General features: G+C 51.3%; 16 protein-coding genes. 14 read left to right on the top strand and 2 right to left on the bottom strand.

Features of this window, described 5'->3' with window-relative positions; genetic code table 11:
* Positions 1-42 precede the first annotated feature (42 nt).
* On the bottom strand, positions 43-747 hold the full coding sequence (locus FT643_RS02150) for a DUF6901 family protein (RefSeq protein ID WP_156869027.1): 705 nt from the start codon (positions 745-747) through the stop codon (positions 43-45).
* 275 nt (positions 748-1,022) lie between these two features.
* Between FT643_RS02150 and tssA the strand changes: the two genes are divergently transcribed.
* From tssA to FT643_RS02115, 7 genes are all read left to right on the top strand, one after another.
* The gene (gene tssA, locus FT643_RS02145; protein WP_156869026.1) at positions 1,023-2,624 is read left to right on the top strand and encodes a type VI secretion system protein TssA; all 1,602 of its coding nucleotides are present in this window, start codon (positions 1,023-1,025) and stop codon (positions 2,622-2,624) included.
* Between the two features lie 45 nt (positions 2,625-2,669).
* Positions 2,670-3,155 (top strand): type VI secretion system contractile sheath small subunit, encoded by a 486-nt coding sequence (gene tssB, locus FT643_RS02140; protein WP_156869025.1) that lies wholly within the window; start codon positions 2,670-2,672, stop codon positions 3,153-3,155.
* Positions 3,156-3,197: 42 nt separating this feature from the next.
* Positions 3,198-4,667, top strand: a complete 1,470-nt coding sequence (gene tssC, locus FT643_RS02135) for a type VI secretion system contractile sheath large subunit (protein WP_156869407.1) — start codon at positions 3,198-3,200, stop codon at positions 4,665-4,667.
* 117 nt (positions 4,668-4,784) lie between these two features.
* Positions 4,785-5,201: a type VI secretion system baseplate subunit TssE gene (gene tssE / locus FT643_RS02130; protein WP_156869024.1), complete on the top strand. Its 417-nt coding sequence runs from the start codon at positions 4,785-4,787 to the stop codon at positions 5,199-5,201.
* A gap of 3 nt (positions 5,202-5,204) precedes the next feature.
* Complete coding sequence (tssF, locus tag FT643_RS02125) at positions 5,205-6,992, top strand: type VI secretion system baseplate subunit TssF (protein WP_156869023.1); 1,788 nt, start codon at positions 5,205-5,207, stop codon at positions 6,990-6,992.
* Entirely contained in the window at positions 6,956-7,972 is a 1,017-nt protein-coding gene (gene tssG / locus FT643_RS02120) for a type VI secretion system baseplate subunit TssG (protein WP_156869022.1), read from the top strand. The genes tssF and tssG overlap by 37 nt, the downstream gene beginning before the upstream one ends.
* Before the next feature lie 72 nt (positions 7,973-8,044).
* Entirely contained in the window at positions 8,045-9,745 is a 1,701-nt protein-coding gene (locus tag FT643_RS02115; RefSeq protein WP_156869021.1) for a sigma-54-dependent Fis family transcriptional regulator, read from the top strand.
* Here the strand turns inward: FT643_RS02115 and FT643_RS02110 are convergent.
* Positions 9,742-11,307, bottom strand: a complete 1,566-nt coding sequence (locus FT643_RS02110; protein ID WP_156869020.1) for a hypothetical protein — start codon at positions 11,305-11,307, stop codon at positions 9,742-9,744. The two genes, FT643_RS02115 and FT643_RS02110, sit on opposite strands and share 4 nt — an antisense overlap.
* A 121-nt stretch (positions 11,308-11,428) precedes the next feature.
* On the opposite strand from FT643_RS02110, the gene FT643_RS02105 reads away from it, so the two are divergent.
* The 7 genes from FT643_RS02105 to FT643_RS02075 all read left to right on the top strand — a co-directional run bounded on the left by FT643_RS02105 (position 11,429) and on the right by FT643_RS02075 (position 18,349).
* Positions 11,429-12,181, top strand: coding sequence for a hypothetical protein (locus tag FT643_RS02105; protein WP_156869019.1), 753 nt, complete (start codon positions 11,429-11,431; stop codon positions 12,179-12,181).
* A 131-nt stretch (positions 12,182-12,312) separates the two neighbouring features.
* Entirely contained in the window at positions 12,313-13,104 is a 792-nt protein-coding gene (locus FT643_RS02100; RefSeq protein WP_156869018.1) for an ATP synthase subunit B family protein, read from the top strand.
* Positions 13,105-13,120: 16 nt separating this feature from the next.
* Entirely contained in the window at positions 13,121-14,656 is a 1,536-nt protein-coding gene (locus FT643_RS02095) for a type II secretion system protein GspD (protein WP_156869017.1), read from the top strand.
* A 3-nt stretch (positions 14,657-14,659) separates the two neighbouring features.
* On the top strand, positions 14,660-15,550 hold the full coding sequence (locus tag FT643_RS02090) for a hypothetical protein (protein ID WP_156869016.1): 891 nt from the start codon (positions 14,660-14,662) through the stop codon (positions 15,548-15,550).
* Positions 15,547-16,026 carry a hypothetical protein gene (locus FT643_RS02085; protein ID WP_156869015.1) on the top strand — a complete coding sequence of 160 codons (480 nt, stop codon included), beginning with the start codon at positions 15,547-15,549 and terminating at the stop codon, positions 16,024-16,026. The genes FT643_RS02090 and FT643_RS02085 overlap by 4 nt, the downstream gene beginning before the upstream one ends.
* A 9-nt stretch (positions 16,027-16,035) precedes the next feature.
* Complete coding sequence (locus FT643_RS02080; RefSeq protein WP_156869014.1) at positions 16,036-16,527, top strand: hypothetical protein; 492 nt, start codon at positions 16,036-16,038, stop codon at positions 16,525-16,527.
* Between the two features lie 4 nt (positions 16,528-16,531).
* Positions 16,532-18,349, top strand: coding sequence for a GspE/PulE family protein (locus tag FT643_RS02075; protein WP_156869013.1), 1,818 nt, complete (start codon positions 16,532-16,534; stop codon positions 18,347-18,349).
* Positions 18,350-18,389: the final 40 nt, after the last annotated feature.

The raw sequence follows: 18,389 nt of genomic DNA, 5'->3' as shown, positions 1-18,389 counted from the left end.
GTAATATCTTTATTTAGACAGTCAGGAGGTAAAGATCGGCAACTATTCGAATAGGCTTTTGTGGGTGTTGAATAATTGTTTCAGTTCCGAGAAGTCTTCATCCACAGCAATTGGCAAGTCCTTGGTGATCAGGTCCAGAAGCACGATGGCGTTAATGGCGGAATCTGTTTCGGAGTAGTTTTTTATCCGCGCCGCAACGTGCACGTTAATTGTATGAATATGCTTGTAGATCAATTTTAGGTCATCAAAGCGCAATGCCCTATCGGGGTTCTGTTTGTGCATGGCATAGGAAAACAAATAGGTTGTGCAGGCCCGATACAGGGTTTCTTCCGGCGTAGAGAAAGGCTGATGGTACCAGGCCATGGGTTTAAAAAAACGCGTGTGTGGGCAGCCGCTGGTGGCCATCACCAACCCCAGCAGAGAGCTGAAAGCTTCCTGTGCGGAGGTATCGCAATTGACGGTTTTATTGTCCATGTCCACTTGCGCGTTGACTTCATCATAGGAGCGTATGGCGGGCAGGTTAACAAAGGGGATCAGTCTGACAGCAAGCGGACAGTATTTATGCCAGATACTGTTTAGCGTGCAATTCGGGCATTTTTTGAATTCCAGTTCACACCAACTGGGAAACTCGCCTTCCGGTGCGGGGTGTTCGTATTCCTGATCGTCTAATGTGATCGTTTGATCGTAGGTGTAACCTGACTTTTTGAAAAAAATCTGATACCGGATGGATTTTTCTTGTTTGCTCATAGACCCCACTCCTGCCTAACAGGCTAAGTGTAGCTCAAGATGTGAAAACGGCAGGGTTCGCTTCATTCGATGCTGCGCGAAGGCGGTGGCTAATGTTTTCAGTTACCTGCAGGTGTGTGTCCACTAACAATGAGGGTCTTGTTGGTGATAGTCCTGTTCGTTATTTGTACTGTATAGCAACTTAATGAAGTTTTTTTCTCAAGAATGGCTGCTTTATTTAACAGCGCTCCGTCTCTTTACATAAATCTGCACAATTATTTCCGCCTGGAGACGTAATGAGCCTGCTGTCGGCAGAACAAATTGAACTATTGGCGTTGCAACCGGTACCGGGTGATCACCCAGCCGGGGAAAACGTGCGCCTTGAAAGTCAGTTCGAGGACATTGAGCAGGAAATCGCGAAACTGGATGCACTGAGTATTGATCATCCGGTCCGTTGGACACTTATTTCCGAAAATGCGCAAACCATTTTGGCGCAGCAATCGAAAGATTTCCTGGTGGTTTGCTACCTTACCCGGGCGCTATGCGAGACCGATCTGGTGTCTGGCTTGAATCAGGGGTTGCGCTTGGCCTATGGGGTAGCCGATACCTATTGGGATCATGCCTTTCCTCCCAAAAAGCGAGTGCGTGGCCGGGCTCAGGCTTTTGAGTGGCTGGCAGAAAAGTGTCATCCTCTGTTGCAGGAATACCGCCCCCGGCCCCGTGATCTGGATGCGATTAAGGAACTGGAAGACACGGTGGTTGTGCTGGATGAATTGCTATTGGAAAAGATGCACGACGCTGCTCCCAATCTAGCGGAATTCCGGCAGACCTTCCGTCGCATGCGCGAATCACTGGAGGCGCAACAGTCCGCTCAGTCCAAAGCGCAACCTGATGTGCAACCCAGGGACCAGGGCGCCGCAGTTAAGCCCCCAGCGCGGCCGCAGGCTGTACAAACGCCGGCACCCACTCCAGCCAGTTCCGTAGGCAATGACCGCGAGCTTATGGCGGCTTACCGGGCAGCGCAGGATCCGTTGCGTTTGGCTAGCCAATACCTCTCAGCGAAAAACGCACTTGATCCGGAAATTTATCGAATAAACCGGTTTATAACCTGGCTTGGGGTCAGCCAATTGCCGCCAGCAGTGAATAACAAGACTCAAATCCGCCCGGTTGCCAAGGACAAACTGGATCGTTTGCTGGCACTCAGGCAAGAGCAGAACTGGCAACAACTGGTGCTTGAAATTGAACCCAGCCTGGCGCGAGCGCCGTTCTGGCTGGATGGACAGCGTTACGCCTGTGAAGCGCTGGAGGCGTTAGCCGCGAACGAGGCTGCCGATGCGGTGAAGGCGGGCGTCAGCGGTTTTGTAAATCGTCTGCCCGGTGTCGACGGATTAACGTTTTTTGATGATACGCCTTATGCGGACAGTGCAACCCGACAGTGGATACAGCAAATAAGCCGTGCTGAGAGCCACTCTGGCGGCAGTAACAGTTTGACAGTGGACACCGCTGATCTGTCACCACGCTGGCTGGAAAGCTATGAGCTTGCGCAGCAAATGGTGGTCGAAAAACGCATACCGGATGCGCTCAATCTGTTTCAGGACGGCGTCGCGCAATCCACCTCGTTGCGAGAGCAGAGTTTGTGGCGATTGAATCAGGCTCGATTGTGTTTCGACGCCGGTCTCAAACAATTAGCGCTACCGTTGCTGGAAGCACTGGACCACCAATTAGTTGAAAGCGGAGTAGAGCAGTGGGAGCCGCAGATGACCAAACGGGTCATTGAATTGCTGCTGCGTTGTTACCGGTCGCTCGACGCTAATGAGCAAACCCAGGCGAAAATGGAACACTTACACACTCGGTTGTGCCGTCTTGACCTGGCATTGGCCTTTGAACTTATTACCTAAACCGCAGTTAATTAAATCTGGAATCTCTGAGAGAAAGGAAACGTTATGTCTAAAGAAGGCACAGTAGCACCCAAAGAGCGTATCAATATTAAATACCGTTCCGAAAGTGGCGGCGTCCAGGAAACCGTAGAGTTGCCCTTGAAAATGATGGTGTTAGGTGATTTCACCCAACGCGAAGATGAGCGCGTCATTGAAGACCGCAAGCCCATCAGTGTAGACAAACACAACTTTGATGACGTGCTGAGAAGTCAGAAGGTGGGTGTAGATGTTGCGGTACCCAACCGCCTTTCCAACGAAGAAGACTCGGAATTGGGCGTGAGTCTGCAATTTGAATCCATGAAAGACTTTTCTCCAGAAAACGTCGCCAAGCAAGTTCCGGAGCTGAAAAAAATGCTCGAGCTGCGCGAGGCACTGGTGGCTCTGAAAGGCCCGTTGGGCAACGTACCTGCTTTCCGTAAGGCGATCGAAAGTATTCTGAAAGACGAACAGCAGCGCGACCTGGTATTGGGCGAACTGAAAATCGAAGGTTAATCAAAATTAAGGTAGGAGAGTGTCATGAGAAATCCAGATCGCATGGTGAAAAACGGCGATAACGCGCTGGAAGTCACCGAGGGTTCGTTGCTGGACCAGATTGTATCACAAACCAAGATGATGCCTGGTGACGAAGGCTATGAAGTGGCTAAGCGTGGCGTGGGTGCGTTCATAGCAGAATTATTGAGGCCGGAAAATAAGGAAGAGCGGGTCAATAAAAATGTCATTGACCGCATGATTGATGAATTGGATGTTCAGTTGAGTGCGCAAATGGATGACATTCTGCACACAAAAGAATTCAAGAACCTGGAATCCGCCTGGCGCGGACTGAAAATGTTGGTGGATCGCACTGACTTTACCCAGAATATCAAAATTGAAATGATCAATGCGTCCAAACAGGATCTGTATGATGACTTTGAGGATGCTCCGGATATCACCAAGTCCGGACTGTACAAGCTGGCCTATACCGCAGAGTACGGTCAGTTCGGTGGAGAACCGGTCGGCGCGATCATAGCCAATTACGATTTCGGTCCCAACTCGGTTGACATGAAAACCATGCAGAGCGCCGCTGCGGTATCCGCGGTATCCCATGCTCCCTTCATTGCCGCGGCAGGGCCGAAGTTTTTCGGGCTGGACCAGTTTGATGGCTTGCCCAACCTGAAAGAACTGAGCTCCATATTCGAAGGCCCGCAGTTTGCAAAGTGGCGCAGCTTTCGCGAGTCTGAAGATGCCAAGTACGTTGGGCTTACCTTGCCGCGCTTTCTGTTGCGAGCGCCATACGATCCGGAAGAAAACCCCTCCAAGGGTTTCAACTATCGTGAAAACGTTAGCGCCAGCCACGAAGATTATCTGTGGGGTAATACCGCGTTTGCTTTCGGAACCCGTCTTACGGATTCATTTGCGAAATACCGCTGGTGCCCGAATGTCATCGGTCCGAAGAGCGGTGGTGCAGTAGAAGACCTGCCGGTACACCTGTACGAATCTATGGGTGACCTGGAAGCGAAAGTGCCAACCGAAGTGTTGATTTCTGATCGTCGTGAATACGAATTATCCGAAGAAGGCTTCATCCCCTTAACCATGCGTAAAGGCAGTGATAACGCGGCCTTTTTCTCGGCAAACTCAGTACAGAAGCCTAAATACTTCGGTAACGATGAAGCCGGCAAAGCCAAAGAATTGAATTTCCGTCTGAGCACTCAGCTGCCGTATATGTTCATCGTTAACCGATTGGCTCATTATCTGAAGGTGCTGCAGCGTGAGAATATTGGCAGTTGGAAAGAACGTGTCGAACTGCAGCAGGAACTGAATAACTGGATCAGCTCCTATATTGCTGATCAGGAAAACCCGTCGGCTGCTGCCCGTAGCCGGCGTCCACTGCGTGCTGCAAAGATCACGGTGGATGATGTTCCAGGTCAACCCGGTATTTATCGTGTCAATCTGAATGTCCGCCCCCATTTTAAATACATGGGAGCCGACTTCGAGCTGTCGCTGGTAGGCAAACTCGAAAAATCCTAAGTAACGGGGTGAGCAGTCGCCCGGCTGTCCGGTGCATGTAGTCCGCAGCGAACAGTCGGAGCCCGTTCATATCAAGATGACCGGCTTTTCGGATGCCATTTTTTATAGGCAAACCACATGCGCAATGAGTTCAGTCTTCTGGACCGTCTGGATAATAACGTAACCCGGGCAGGATACAGCACCACTTTTAACTGGAACGCGTATTTAGAAAGTGTGACCACCAATGTGCAGAATATGCTGAATGTACGCCAGGGTAGTGTGAAAGCATTGCCGGAATTCGGTATGCCGGACTTTAATGATATCGTCGCCCAGTTTCCTGATGCGGTGACCCATATACGTTTTGCGATCCAGCAGTTTTTGGAACAATACGAACCTCGCCTGGAAGGGGTGTCGGTGTATTATATTCCTGATGCCGACAACCCGCTCACCATGAAATACGGCATAGAGGGAACGCTGCGCTACGGCGAGTTACGTTCGCGGGTCGCTTTTGACACCGTACTGACCGGAACGGGTCAGGCTACGGTAAGGTTGTAATTCGTGTCTTTCAATAAGTATTTCCATGATGAGCTGACCTCCCTGCGTGAACTGGGCAAGGAATTTGCGGAACGCAATCCACGCTTAGCGCCTTTTTTGTCAGTGGAAGCACAAGATCCGGATGTCGAGCGCCTGTTGGAGGGATTCGCCTTCCTGACCGGGCGTTTGCGGCAAAAACTGGATGATGAACTGCCGGAACTCACCCATTCTCTGATGGCCTTGTTGTGGCCGCAATTTCTTCGACCGATTCCAGCAACCTCAATTGTTCGCTTTGATCCTTATCCTTCGTTGTCGGAGCGACAACTCATAAAGCGGGGTATCGAGATCGATTCCCGGGAAGTAGACGGCACAGCCTGTGTGTTCCGTACTTGCTATGATGTTGAAATCCACCCGCTGGCTATTTCTCGAGTACAACAAAAACAAACACCCACCTCCGCTTTGTTAGCTGTCGGTCTGAAAACCACGGCCAATGTGAGTTGGGCGGACTTTAAGCTGGACCGGTTACAGTTCTTCCTGCACGGTGAAGTGCACGTGGCGCAGCTAATTTATCTTTGGTTATTCCGGTACTTGAACCGGGTTGAGATCGTAGCGAAAGGCAGAGCTGCGGAGGATATTCTGATATCGACGCTGTCTCCGGATGCGGTGTTGCCGGTGGGGTTTGGTAATCAGCATGGTTTGTTGCCGGAATCCCCGCAATTGATGAATGGATACCGACAAGTACAGGAGTATTTTAGCCTGCCGGAAAAGTTTAATTTTTTCGATCTGATTAAGTTGAGCGGGATTAAAAAGCGCGCGCAGCACGAAGAGGCTGTTGCTACAGCCACTGAGATAGAACTGCGTTTTCACTTCGATCGGCCTTTTGATGCACACGTTAATATCAGCCGGGATAATATTCAGCTTTTCTGTACACCCGTAACCAACTTATTTAAACACGAAGCCATTCCAATTCGCGCTGACCATAAGAAAACCGAGTATCGGGTGCTGCCGGGGGGTAACAACCCGACGCAATACGAAGTGTTCAGCATCGACCGCGTGCAGGGATGGGGGCACCAGGACCACCACAATCACAGCTTCCGGCAATTCGAATCCTTTGAACATTTTGAAACTGCACCGGTCGATAAACACATGCGTTTTTATCGGGAACGTATAAAACCATCGGTCAATGGCTACGGCCTGGATAGCTATATTACGTTTGTGGATCAGTACGAGCATAGCGTCTTCCCGCAAACCGAAACCGTCTCTGTTGAACTGACCTGTACTAATCGCCACTTGCCTACGTTGCTGGGCGTGGGGGATATTTGCGTGGCCACCAGCAGCAGTCCGGAATACGCTTCGTTTTCAAATATCACCCACGTGACGCCATCCTACGCACCGCCGCTGGACCAAGGTTTTCACTGGCGTCTGATTTCGAACATGTCGCTTAATTATCTATCGCTGACCGACGTAAAATCTCTGAAAGCAATACTGTCTACCTATGACTACAAAAGTTATTACGATCGCCAGCAGGCATTGGCTAGCCAGCATCGTTTGGACGCGTTTGATGGGGTTGTTTCCGAATATGAGGACCGTCTGCATCAGGGCATGCCGGTACGGGGTCGTAAAACCGTGATTCGGTTAAAGGAGAGCCACTTCGCAAATGAAGGGGATATGTTCCTGTTTGCTTCGGTACTCAATGAGCTATTTGCGTTGAGCTGCAGTATAAACAGCTTTCATCACCTGGTTGTTTATGGTGTTGAACACGGAGAGATTTATCAATGGAAACCACGAACCGGCTCACACCCACTGGTCTGATATCGGAGCTGGATTCTGTCAGAGGGTTCTCGTTCTATCAGCTCAATGATTTATTAAACCGCTTCACCCGGCTGCACAACACGATCAACGAAAAGCGCCTGGATATACGTTACCGTGCGATGCCGAGCCTGGCATTTCCGGCATCCGATGTGGATAGCTACGAGTGGCTTGAAGGGGGGGCGCAGGATTTTCTGGAACTCACTGTCACCTTTATGGGATTGTACGGACCGGCGTCGCCGTTACCCGCTTATTATACTGAGCGAGTGATCCAGAATGGCGAAGCGGATCATCCCAGTCGGGATTTAATGGATTTATTCAATCACCGGCTGATAAGTTTGTTACAGCGATGCTGGAATAAATACCGCTACTTTGTCCAGTATGAAGATGGCGGACGCGATCAATACAGTCGTTGGTTGCTTTCGTTGATGGGGTTGGATCTTGCTACGTTGCAGGTCAACAGCCGATTACGCTGGCATCGCTTGCTGCCGTTCGCCGGTGTGATTTCGAATCTGGGGTCCAGCGCCGATCGCCTTATCGCCGTTGTGAAATACTATTTCGGTATCAAAATGGCGCGGATAGAACCCTGGGTCGAGCGTAATTTTGTGGTACCGGATCATCAATGCAATCGCATGGGGTTGATGAACAGCGCAATGGGCGACGATTTGATTCTGGGGGACGAAATCCGGGATTGCTCCGGCAAGTTCAATCTTCACCTGGAACGCCTGTCGCCACAGCAGCACGAGAACTTTCTTCCGGACGGAACGCTGTTCCACGAGTTGGTTGAGTTGATCCGGTTTACACTACAGGATCCTTTGGATTTTGACTTGTATCTCACTTTGGAGCCGCAGCAGGGCAGTGAAGATAGCCAAATGCAGAAAGCTCAGCAACGGTTGGGGTGGACATTTCAGTTGGGCGTTGCTGAAGGTCGTGCTGTGCCGGTCCCGACCTGTATTTGCGTCGCTGATTACAGTATCCGCTAGACAGGCTGAGCGAAACCAGATGAGCGACTTTCACAACGCCTGCCACAGGCCTTCTCATAAGAGATTGAGACCATGAATGATATTGGACAGCTGGTAAAATCCTTAAGCTTTATTGAGGAGTTTGTAGAGACAACAACCGCACTTTCCACAGAACGGAATGTAGCAGACCTGTTGAACAAGGTGTTGTTGTCGGCGCGTAATTTCTCAAATTGCGAAGCGGGCAGGATTTATGTTCTGGATGTCACAAAGCGCTTCTTGGAGTTGCGCGTCAGTCAATGGGCCGGCTATCAGGATGAGGCGACGGATAGCGACGGAAGCTGGTACCGACAGCGTGATTTTAGCACTCTGGGCGGGGATCATGTCAGTGATCCACTGATGTATTGCGGGATGACCGGGGCCGTGGTTTTTATTGACAACATATACAGTTACAGCGGCTTTGAATTGGAATACCTGTATCAACATGATCTGTATACCGGCGCCCGCACTCAGTCTATGGTGCTGGTGCCGCTCAAGGATCACGAAAATCAGACCATCGGTGTAATGGAATTGATCAATGCCAAAGACGCCTACAACCGACGCTATGTTTCCTTCCGCCCTTTGGAAGCCATCATCACTGCATTTGCGTCTCAAACTGCAGTTTGTATAAACAATGCGTTGTTGATCGAAACCAACCAGCATTTGATCGACCTGCTGGACGACACCAATCGTCGTCTGGAACTGGAAAACAAGCAACTAAAAGAACGTAATAGTCGTCGTAATGATTATCAGATAATCGGTAAGAGCGATCCGATGAAGCGGGTGTTCAATTTGCTGGATAAAGCCGTAGACACCAGTGTCAGTATTTTACTGCAAGGTGAAACCGGAACAGGAAAGGAAGTGTTTGCTCGTGCGATACACGATAACAGTGTACGTAAGCATCGCAACTTTGTGACCCAGAACTGCGCCGCATTACCAGAACAGTTACTGGAAAGTGAGTTGTTCGGGTTTAAAAAAGGGGCCTTTACTGGGGCTGTGGCAGAGAAGAAGGGATTGTTCGAGATCGCCGATAAGGGCACCTTGTTTTTGGATGAAATCGGGGATATGCCGCTGACCCTGCAGAGCAAATTGCTACGTGTATTGCAGGAAGGTGAAATCCGTCCATTGGGCGGTCTGGCCTCGGTCAAAGTGGATGTGCGGATTGTTGCCGCGACTCATTGCAACCTGGAACAGAAAATTCAACAGGGGTTGTTCCGGGAAGATCTTTTTTTCCGGCTTAATGTGTTTCCTATTACGTTGCCCCCGTTGCGCGAGCGGGAGGCGGATCTGAAAATACTGCTCGATCACTTTATTGACCGTTACAGTAAGCTTTATCAGAAAACCGTAGCATCGGTTTCACCGGCTGCGCTGGATTTATTAATGAAGCATGCTTTTCCCGGGAATGTGCGTGAACTGCAAAACACCATAGAAAGGGCGGTCCTGTTGTGTGAGGATTCCGGCTCCATTCTGTGTGAGCATTTGTCGGAAGAAATTAATCGTCAGATCACCAGCCGGGTAATGATGGGTGGCAAATCCGGCGGCGTCAGGGTAACGCCGCAGGGCGTTGAGAAGCGTTTCTCTTCGTTGAAATGTGCAGTAAATGCCTATGAAGTTTCGGTAATTGAGCAACACTTACAGGCTAATAACTGGAATCAGACCCGTACTGCAGAGACACTGCAGATTCCGCGCCGAACACTGATCGATAAAATGAGTCGTTATAATATCCGTACCCCGGAGAGAAAACGCAGGAATGCCTAACGCTTGCGGCGGGTTGTCTGGGGCGCTTGCGTCTGAAACTCATCCATGTGCCTGACCAACTCTGCCACCAGCGTATCCACCTGAGCTGATTCCGTTACCGTCGGTCGTTGGCTGATCGTGTCCAATGCTTCCTGAATCTGTTCCTGCCAACCTTTTTTCACCCGCACACGGATTTCATCCAGATAACCCTCGATGTTGTTACAGCGTTGAACCAGGTACCTGACCACGTCATTGTCCGGCTGGTTCAGCGCTTTGATTTTACGCTGCAAGCCTTCCAGCTCTGCCAGCGCCCGGTAGGTCAGGTTGGACACCGGAGCGGTATCAATCGTGATTTCAACTTTGGGATCCGGTTGCGCCTCTTTGCGTGCCGCTTCCTGTTCCAACTGACGAACTTTATTTTTTAATCCTTCGATTTTATGTGCCAGTGCTTCGCGGCTTTGATTCAGGCAGCGGGCAAGATCCGAAGTGGATTCCAGGTGTTCGTCCGCCTTCAGATAAAGAATGCCTTCACCCAGCGGGCGGATATCGTTCATTAATTTGTTTTTATCGGTCACCAGTTTGGCAAAGTGAGGGGAGCTGGTGTCGTCACTGACATTGACGTCGGGCTCCTGTGCCGGTTTGCTGGCGGCGGCCATGGCTTCGGGTGCCCAGTTAAACCCAAGGTAGGCGCTCGAAGTTAGGGCAGCTAATGCCAGCAGCAACGCCAGGTACAGACTCCAGCGTGCTGGCGAAATTTGGGTGAGTGCGCTATCAAACTGGCTGTTAAGGGACGTATTCAGGTCGATCAGTTGACCTCGCAGATCGCTAATGGCGTTGCCTGCTGCATGATACTGCTGCAAGGTTTCCTCGATTCCGCTGTAGGACTCAATTTCTTTCAGCAGATTGGCGGCGCTGCGGCGAATGGCCACAGAGGCCGGAGCGCCTTTATCAGTGGAAATGGAATCCAGATTTTGTTCCAGTTGGCCCAGGGGCAATGGTTGAACGTCGCGTCGATCGAGCAAGGCAGCGAGGATTTCGGTGCGGTTGTTTTCCAGTATTAAGGCACTGTCGTAAGCCGCCTGCAGGTGCGTGGCATTGGCTTTTATCTGTTTTAAACCGGTCAGCAGGGCGCGGCCACGCTCGGCCAATTGTTGCGCATTTTGCAATGTCTGCTCTCGGTTGCGGTGAAAACGGTCCAGGTTGCCACGTTGCTGGATGAGTGACGACGCCAGCTGGGAGTAGTCTTCAAATACGCCATTCAATTGTTCGCCAACGGGTTCGAAGTCCTCCACCAGACCGGGTAAGCCCTGCTTCAGGTTGCCGTGCAACAGTGTCTGGAATTGCGCGATATTCTGATCGTGTTGCGCCTGAATACGAGCCAGATTGCCGTCCGCAGAAAGCAGGCTATGGGTCTCTGCGATGACGCTGTCGGTGCCACTTTTTAACCGCTGCAGTAAAGAATCGTAACTGGCACTGTGCTGAATGCTGCGCAGCTGAAAGGATAAGGCCAGTATACAACCGAAGGCAAAAACGGCAGTCAGCAGCGCCGGTAGCGCTGATCGTCTAATCAACTCACTGGACATAAGGGATTCCCAAGTAATTTTCTTTGCTTAATAGACAAAAACAGCGCAATAAAATGCGCTTTTTTTTAACCTCGCTCTGTCTTGAATGTAGGAGATTAATGTATTGATTGAGGTAAGTCCCATGTTGAAGCAGATTCTGGTTGTTACGGGGGCAGCGGTTTCACTGTCAGCCTGTTCGCTCTTTTCGGATTCCGCAGAAGAGTCTCATGCGCAGACCGGGTACTTTGAGCCCAAGTCACTGGCAGATCAGGACCCTTATTGGAAGCGTTTCTATGAGTTGGAGTCAGAGATCGCTCAACTGCGTGCTCAGTTGGATTCGCGCCGTTCGGAATCGGAGGCGGTCGACAGCGCCACCGCAGCAGGCCAAGCTGAAAGCAGTGACCGCCATTCCCCACAGAACCAGGTCAGTGTAGCCGACACGTTCCTTGAGAAAGTTCGTAAACAGGCCAATGACGCGCTGGCGGTGATCGATTCTGCGCTTGCCGGTATTGATGAGCACCCCGAAGCGACCTATGCCACAGTGCAGTCCTCCGAACAGGTGGCGGTAGCGGGTTCCCTGCAGCGGGATTACGACGGTCAGGTTGTTCAGCAAACCAATTACACCCAGTCCCGGCAGCCGGTTTACAACTATTCACTGGTTTATGTGTTCCCCGAGCCGCAGCCCTGGGATGAGATGTGGGTGCGCCTTGAAGAAGCGAACGAACAGGACAAGTGGCGTGGTTCCAAACCAGCCAAATCCAGCTATTTCATATACGTTGGCGCCTACCTCTATGAAGACGACGCGGTGGATCGTCAAAATGCGTTGAATCTGGCAATGGGTGAAGTGCCGGAGATCCGCGTTAACGGACAAGCCACTTCTTTGGCGGCAAAATAGTTAAAAAATACTCAATAAATTGTGCAGAAATTTGCCCGATATTTGCGCGGGTGAAGTCTATTTAAGTAATCCTAGCGGACTGCGAGCGGGCTGCTTGAAAGTTAAAAATTTTGGCCGGGAGTAAACAGGCAATGAAGGGACATTTTGCGTTGAAATTAACGCTGATCGGGGCGATAGCCGGGGGGCTGGGCAGCTTGAGTTTCACCAGCGTGGCTGTATATGCGCAGGATTCTGCTCAATACGAAGAGGAGGCGCCACCCGTGCCGCCGGAAGAAGATAACGTCCATTCCGCGGATGCCGATCCCGGGGACATGTCGCACGCCGCGGAATTATACGATGATGAGGCAGCGGCAGCAGAATATGAATACGAAGAAGAGGCGGAGGCGTATGAATTCAGGCGGGCGCAGCCGGAGCCACTGGAGCCGGAAACGCCTGCTCCTCAGGTTGCCTCCAATCGGGACCATACGGACACTCTACAAGGTAGCCCGGCTCTTAGCGCCAAGGAAATCCGCCAGGAGTTGGAAAAAGCCCGGCACGCAGTGGAAGAGGCCCGGCAAGTGGCCGAGCAGATCGTTGCCGATGCACAACAACAAGCCAATCTGATCAGGCAGGATGCGGTGGTCAATGATGCGCCTACGGACCTGGGTCCGGTTGAAGTCCAGACCCATCGGGTTGCAGTGGAAATCGCGTCCGGTACGGTTGAGGAAATTGCAACAGCAATCATGCCGGGTGATTGGCGCGTGATGGTGGACGTTAAGGATCAGGCCGTGTTGCAGCGCCGGTTCCAGTATGTATCCACCAAGAGCCGGGATCAGGCACTGCGGGATCTGTTGGGTCCGGTAGGGTTACGTCACCAATACTTCTTCGACTTAAAAGATGCGCAGGGCGTGAAAAGTCCATTGCTCGTCATCAGCAAGCGTTAGTCTCCGGGATAATCTAATGAAAATACAGTTGAACTCGCTTACCGCGATCTTGTTAAGTTCTGCATTGGTTTCTTCCTGTGCGGTCACCCCATTTGATGACGATGAAAAGTACAAACCGCTGCAAACGAAGCCCACTAAGTTGGTGGTGGAGCGCAGTGATACCTATTTGCGCGAGGTGACTCCGGAAGAAGCGGTCTTTAATCGTAAGGTAAGTTTTTCCGGCCGAGTCGCTCTGATTGATGCAATCCGAAAGCACCTGGTGGACGTGAATATTGTTCCCGGTGACGCGAACGTTCAGCTAAATCAGGAAGTTCTGGTGTTCGCGCAGGATATGTTGATGAAAGATTACCTGCAGTACCTGGAGTCGGTCACCGGTTACGATATCGAATATCGAAACAACGTCGTGACCGTTCGCTCGTTTGTGCAACGTGAATGGAACGTTGCCGCTTTTGCGTCTAACCGTTCGGTTAAATTAAAAGTGGGCTCTACTTTTAATACACAAAACACGACGGTTTCAGAAGGGGGTGAAACCACCACCAGCGGCGGCAACGACAATAAAATTGAAAGCAATTACAGCGATGACGAATGGAGTATCCTGGTCGATGGCGCCAAAGATATTCTGAATGTGAGTAAATCCGCTGCAAAAACCGCCGGTTCGGCCGAGACCATGAAATCCTATGTGCAGGCCGTGCGCTCTGTGGGCACGATTAATGTCGGCGGCAACGCAAAACGGGTGGACGCTCTGGATCAGTTCATCAGTAATTTGATTATCAACGGTCAACGTCAGGTCAATATTAACGTACAGGCGTACGAAGTCTCCCTTAACGATGATCGTGGTGCCGGCATTGATTGGCAGCAGTTAGCCACCGTTAACGGGTCACTGAATGGCAATCCGTTTAATTTTGATTTCAGCAGCATCGATGGCGGAAGCCGCAATGTAGTGAACAATGCAAACGGCATTTTCCAGAATAACGTTAACTATGAAAGCTCCAGCATAAAAGCCGATATGATGTTGCGGTTCCTGAGTACCTACGGCGAGGTTGAGTTGCTCAATCAACCCAACGTAACCGTGCGCAACGGCAGTTACGCTTATATTTCTACCGGCGAAGAATTGACGTTTATCGGTGAGATTGAAACCGAGGAAGGCAACAATAACAACGATCGGACTACCGCCAAACTGAATTCGGTGCGGGTGGGTGTCACCCTGGCGGTCACCCCGCGAATTTTGAATGACGGTCGCATCATGCTGGAAATATGGCCCGTTATCAGTTCCATTTCCGGGGAAGAAGAATACACCTTTGAAGGCTTGAAATTTTCGGTGCCGAGTATTGCCCTGAACGAATTGTCGACTGAGGTGATCACAGAAAGCGGTAAGCCGATTCAACTGGGGGGCTTTATCCGTCGATCTATTGAAAAGAATCTACAGGATCTGCCCTGGAAAGATAAGATGACTCAATCATTCGTGAACCCCATCTTTAAATCGGAAGACAACGAACTGTCGCGACGGGAGTTAGTTCTGACAGTGACACCCACCATCGTCGAGGGAGTGTAAACGGTGGGGTCGTTAGCGGATTATATGAAGCGTCCGATCACGATTCAGGGGCGTGAAGTGGTATTGGTGGCGGACCTGGTAGGCCCGGTGCCCATCAGTGAGCAACACCAGTATGTGGAATCCGTGGTGGCTACAAATACCTGCCCGACCATACATGTGCGCGAGTCGGACATAGAAGACATCCGTGAACGTTTTCCTGAACACCCGGTATTTGGTCTGTGGAGTGTGTTAATTGAAAGCGGATTGGTGTCCGTCAAGCGCACTTTGCAAGTGGTCCCGGTCACGGCCGAGGATGGCTATTACATACATTGCGATTTGGGGCGGGCGGCCTATTCCGGTATTTATGAATCGGGGTTCTTTGCTGCGGATGCGGGCTTTACCCTGGACGAAGCGCAGGAGATCTCAGCAGAGCCAGACCAGCTTGTGTTACCGGAAATAGAAGCCAAGTTGGCAGCGGAATTACGCTTTGAACGCCAGCTGGTGATGCGCAAGGGCTGGTCTTACCTTGCCATTGCATTAGTGACCGTGGTGGGCGTGGCGTTTGGCAGCAACCTGGCCCTGGCGCGCATTTACGATGCAGCCCATCAACAAATTCAAAGTAAAACGGAAATGCTGGAAGACCTGCAGACCGGCGTTGATGAGCTTCGGACCACCCGGTTAACGGAAGTGCCGAACAACAAGGCGGAATTGGAGCGTTTGGCCGTGTTGTGGAATCTGTATCCGGACTTGTCTACGGATAATAACCAATCGTTTGCCCAGCCTGATTTTACTTTTTTTGCCAGAACGCCGGATGAAGACCCGGCGGAAAAGCTCAAATGGCTGCAAACCAGCTACGAGCCCAGCGGGGTTTGGACTCTGCGGTTCACATCGGCATCAGAAGGAAGCACCTTATGAACGGCGGTGTTTTACGGAAAGGGTTCTGGGCTCACTGGACCTGGATGCACTGGTTATTGCTGGTTCTGGTTACGGTGCTGTCAGTCAAAAAAGTGTATGACAATCAGGTGCAGCGGGTGCGGGGTCTGGAAACCGATCAGGTGGAAGTGATCGAGGAAAACATCCAGGAATTCAACACCATGGCCGAGCGCCTGAACCAGCTGGAAGTGTTACCACCGGTCAAAAACCAATGGCAATACATTCCTGCGATCGCCACGCGTTACGGCGTGGAACTAAAGGTGTTAAAGAACGATGGTGAAGGTAACCGTATGTACGACGGTCCCTTAGCCGCATGGAACGGCGAGATCACGGGTAAAGTGGGGTCGGTGCTGGTCGCCGCATTGGAAATTCAGAAAACGGTTCCCGCGTTTCTCTATCAAATTCAAATAAAAGATGGCAAAGCGCAACTGGGCTTTTCCATTATCGGCAGTGAGTAGGTGACAAATATGAAGCGACGTAGTTGGGTAATGGCAGCGACTGCCAGCATCGGTCTGGTAGCGGTGGGCTCTGTTCATGCCGATATGGAAGGTTCCAAAATTCTGATGGAAGAGGCTGAGCGAGCAAAAGAAGTTCAGCGTTTGCAGCATCAGGCGGAATTGCTAAAACAGCGGGCAGAAATAGCAAAGTACGCCAACCAGATCCGTGAGAACGGCGGTGATGCCAGTGACCTGGGCTCGTTTATCGCTTCTTCCCGCAAACCCGCCAGCCCCGCGGAGCCCGCTTCCGTTAGCTCGGCCCGGGTCAGCAGTAGCGAAGGCTTGCCGGTGTTACTGCAGATTGAAGCCGATCGGGCAGCCTTTAATACAGATCGCGGTAAGGTTTTTGGTCGTGTGGGGCAAACCCTGCCTGGTGGATACCGTATTGTGTCAATGAGCATACGCGATGGGGTTCGACTTCAGAAAAACGGCATGAAATACGACATAGATGTGGCCTGGTAAATAAATGGCAGAACAACAGGTAAGCAGGCTGCATCAGCAGTTTGAACAATTACTTACGCACCTGACTCGGCGCAACGCCATCACCGAGCAGTCGGCGCGTAATTTGCCGTTGCCCACGGAACACGGGGACATCGTGCCACGGCTGTGGGAAGCGGGCATTGATGATGTTAAATTGGCCCAGTGTTTATCGGATTTATTTAAGCGTGATTTATTCAATGGCGTGATCCACGATCGGGACAGCCTGGTGCGCAGCAGCGACGACCGTTGTCCGTGGTTGATCGTGGATCGGGTATTGTATGTGTCCAACCCCTTTGATCGCAGTCAAATTGAACCGTTGATGCGCCGCAAGAATGATCCCAAAGATCCGTTGCGTTTTGAGCGCCTGGGTATTCTGGCCATGTCGGATTTTGATTCTGACCTGATTGTGCAGGCTAATTTGGATCAGGGCGTGAGCACCAGCGAAGTATCCGGCGCCTGGGCTAAAGGTTTTGTAGACGAGCTGCTGAATGAGGCTGTGGCTTTAAAGGCCAGTGATGTTCACATTAATCCGGAATCCCACGGTGGCGTGATCAAACTGCGAATGGATGGCCGTTGTCAGGTGTGCCGGGTGCCGGGATTGCAGACCATTGAACGTGAGCGTTTTCGGCTGGTGGCAAACAACCTGATGGAGCGGGTCGGCAAGCAGAATAACTATCTGGAGCCCACCAGCGGGTATTTGGTATTTCAGGCTGCGCATAAGCAGGTGAGCATGCGCTTGGAGATGGCGCCGGTAAAAATCTATTCCGAAATTCAGCCCAAGATCACCATCCGTTTGCTGAATAATCAGCGTGGCATTAATAAACTGGAAAGTCTGGGCTTAAGTACAGCTCATGTGGAGCAGTTGCGGAGCCTGGGGCACCGCGCCAACGGCATGCTCATCGTGACCGGCCCCACCGGCAGCGGAAAGTCCACCACACTCAAAGCAATCCTGCGGGATATACGGGATAACTTTCCTGAAAAAGCCATTTTCAGTATCGAAGATCCAGTGGAAGACCAGCTGGACGGTATTACCTCCCTGGAGGTCACCAAGCACATGGGGTTTGCCAAAGCACTGCGCTCGCTGCTGCGCCATGATCCGGACGTGATCATGGTGGGGGAAATCCGGGACGCAGAAACCGCAGAGCTGGCGTTGCGCGCCAGTATGACCGGTCATCTGGTGCTGACCACGCTGCACACCAACGATTCCCACGGTGCTATTAACCGCCTGCGCAATCTGGGATTAGATAATGCGTTGCTGGCAGAGAATCTGATGGCGGTCACTGCCCAGCGCTTAGTAAACCGGGTTTGCAAGCATTGCTCAACCATGGTGCCGATCACTCAGTCACAAGAACTCTGGGCCAAATATAAACACGTTAACGAGTTGAAAACCCCCGGAATTTTAGTGCCGGTGGTGTCTAATAAAGAAGGTTGTGAATACTGTAATTATGGCTACACCGGTCGGCATTTAGTGTGCGAATTATTTATGAACGAGCCGGACGCTGAGTTGCAGATCATAGAAGGTGTTCCGTCCAATGAAATCCGGCGTGATCAGGCCCGGCGGAATGAGTTTGATGATCTTTGGCATGATGGTATCCGGTTGGTCCGTGAAGGCGTCACCACCCTGGAAGCATTGGAATCCAGGATCAATCCGCTGCGGGTTGCCCGGGCTTACCGCAAATCCACTGACCAGAAAGCGGTGAGCTGGGGCATGAAGCCGGAAACCGTCAAGCGGGATAGTCACAGCAAACCGGCAGAAGACAACTTTGAAAAAACGTTTGAAGATTCGATGATTGAACGAGCTTAGTAATCAGCATTATTTCACTCTTTTATCCGCCAATTATTTT

This window comes from Ketobacter sp. MCCC 1A13808 (genome assembly GCF_009746715.1).
Taxonomy (GTDB): Bacteria; Pseudomonadota; Gammaproteobacteria; order Pseudomonadales; family Ketobacteraceae; genus Ketobacter.
Note: the sequence above shows the minus strand (reverse complement) of the source record. Positions and strands in the feature narration are given on the sequence as shown.

Excerpts from the sequence above, each read along its gene's own strand:
- FT643_RS02080 (WP_156869014.1), top strand. The coding sequence starts at position 16,036 with ATGAAGCGACGTAGTTGGGTAATGGCAGCGACTGCCAGCATCGGTCTG.
- FT643_RS02075 (WP_156869013.1), top strand. The coding sequence starts at position 16,532 with ATGGCAGAACAACAGGTAAGCAGGCTGCATCAGCAGTTTGAACAATTA.
- tssC (WP_156869407.1), top strand. The coding sequence starts at position 3,198 with ATGGTGAAAAACGGCGATAACGCGCTGGAAGTCACCGAGGGTTCGTTG.
- tssG (WP_156869022.1), top strand. The coding sequence starts at position 6,956 with ATGGAAACCACGAACCGGCTCACACCCACTGGTCTGATATCGGAGCTG.
- FT643_RS02110 (WP_156869020.1), bottom strand. The coding sequence starts at position 11,307 with ATGTCCAGTGAGTTGATTAGACGATCAGCGCTACCGGCGCTGCTGACT.
- FT643_RS02100 (WP_156869018.1), top strand. The coding sequence starts at position 12,313 with ATGAAGGGACATTTTGCGTTGAAATTAACGCTGATCGGGGCGATAGCC.
- FT643_RS02105 (WP_156869019.1), top strand. The coding sequence starts at position 11,429 with ATGTTGAAGCAGATTCTGGTTGTTACGGGGGCAGCGGTTTCACTGTCA.
- tssB (WP_156869025.1), top strand. The coding sequence starts at position 2,670 with ATGTCTAAAGAAGGCACAGTAGCACCCAAAGAGCGTATCAATATTAAA.
- FT643_RS02115 (WP_156869021.1), top strand. The coding sequence starts at position 8,045 with ATGAATGATATTGGACAGCTGGTAAAATCCTTAAGCTTTATTGAGGAG.
- FT643_RS02085 (WP_156869015.1), top strand. The coding sequence starts at position 15,547 with ATGAACGGCGGTGTTTTACGGAAAGGGTTCTGGGCTCACTGGACCTGG.
- FT643_RS02150 (WP_156869027.1), bottom strand. The coding sequence starts at position 747 with ATGAGCAAACAAGAAAAATCCATCCGGTATCAGATTTTTTTCAAAAAG.
- tssA (WP_156869026.1), top strand. The coding sequence starts at position 1,023 with ATGAGCCTGCTGTCGGCAGAACAAATTGAACTATTGGCGTTGCAACCG.
- FT643_RS02095 (WP_156869017.1), top strand. The coding sequence starts at position 13,121 with ATGAAAATACAGTTGAACTCGCTTACCGCGATCTTGTTAAGTTCTGCA.
- tssE (WP_156869024.1), top strand. The coding sequence starts at position 4,785 with ATGCGCAATGAGTTCAGTCTTCTGGACCGTCTGGATAATAACGTAACC.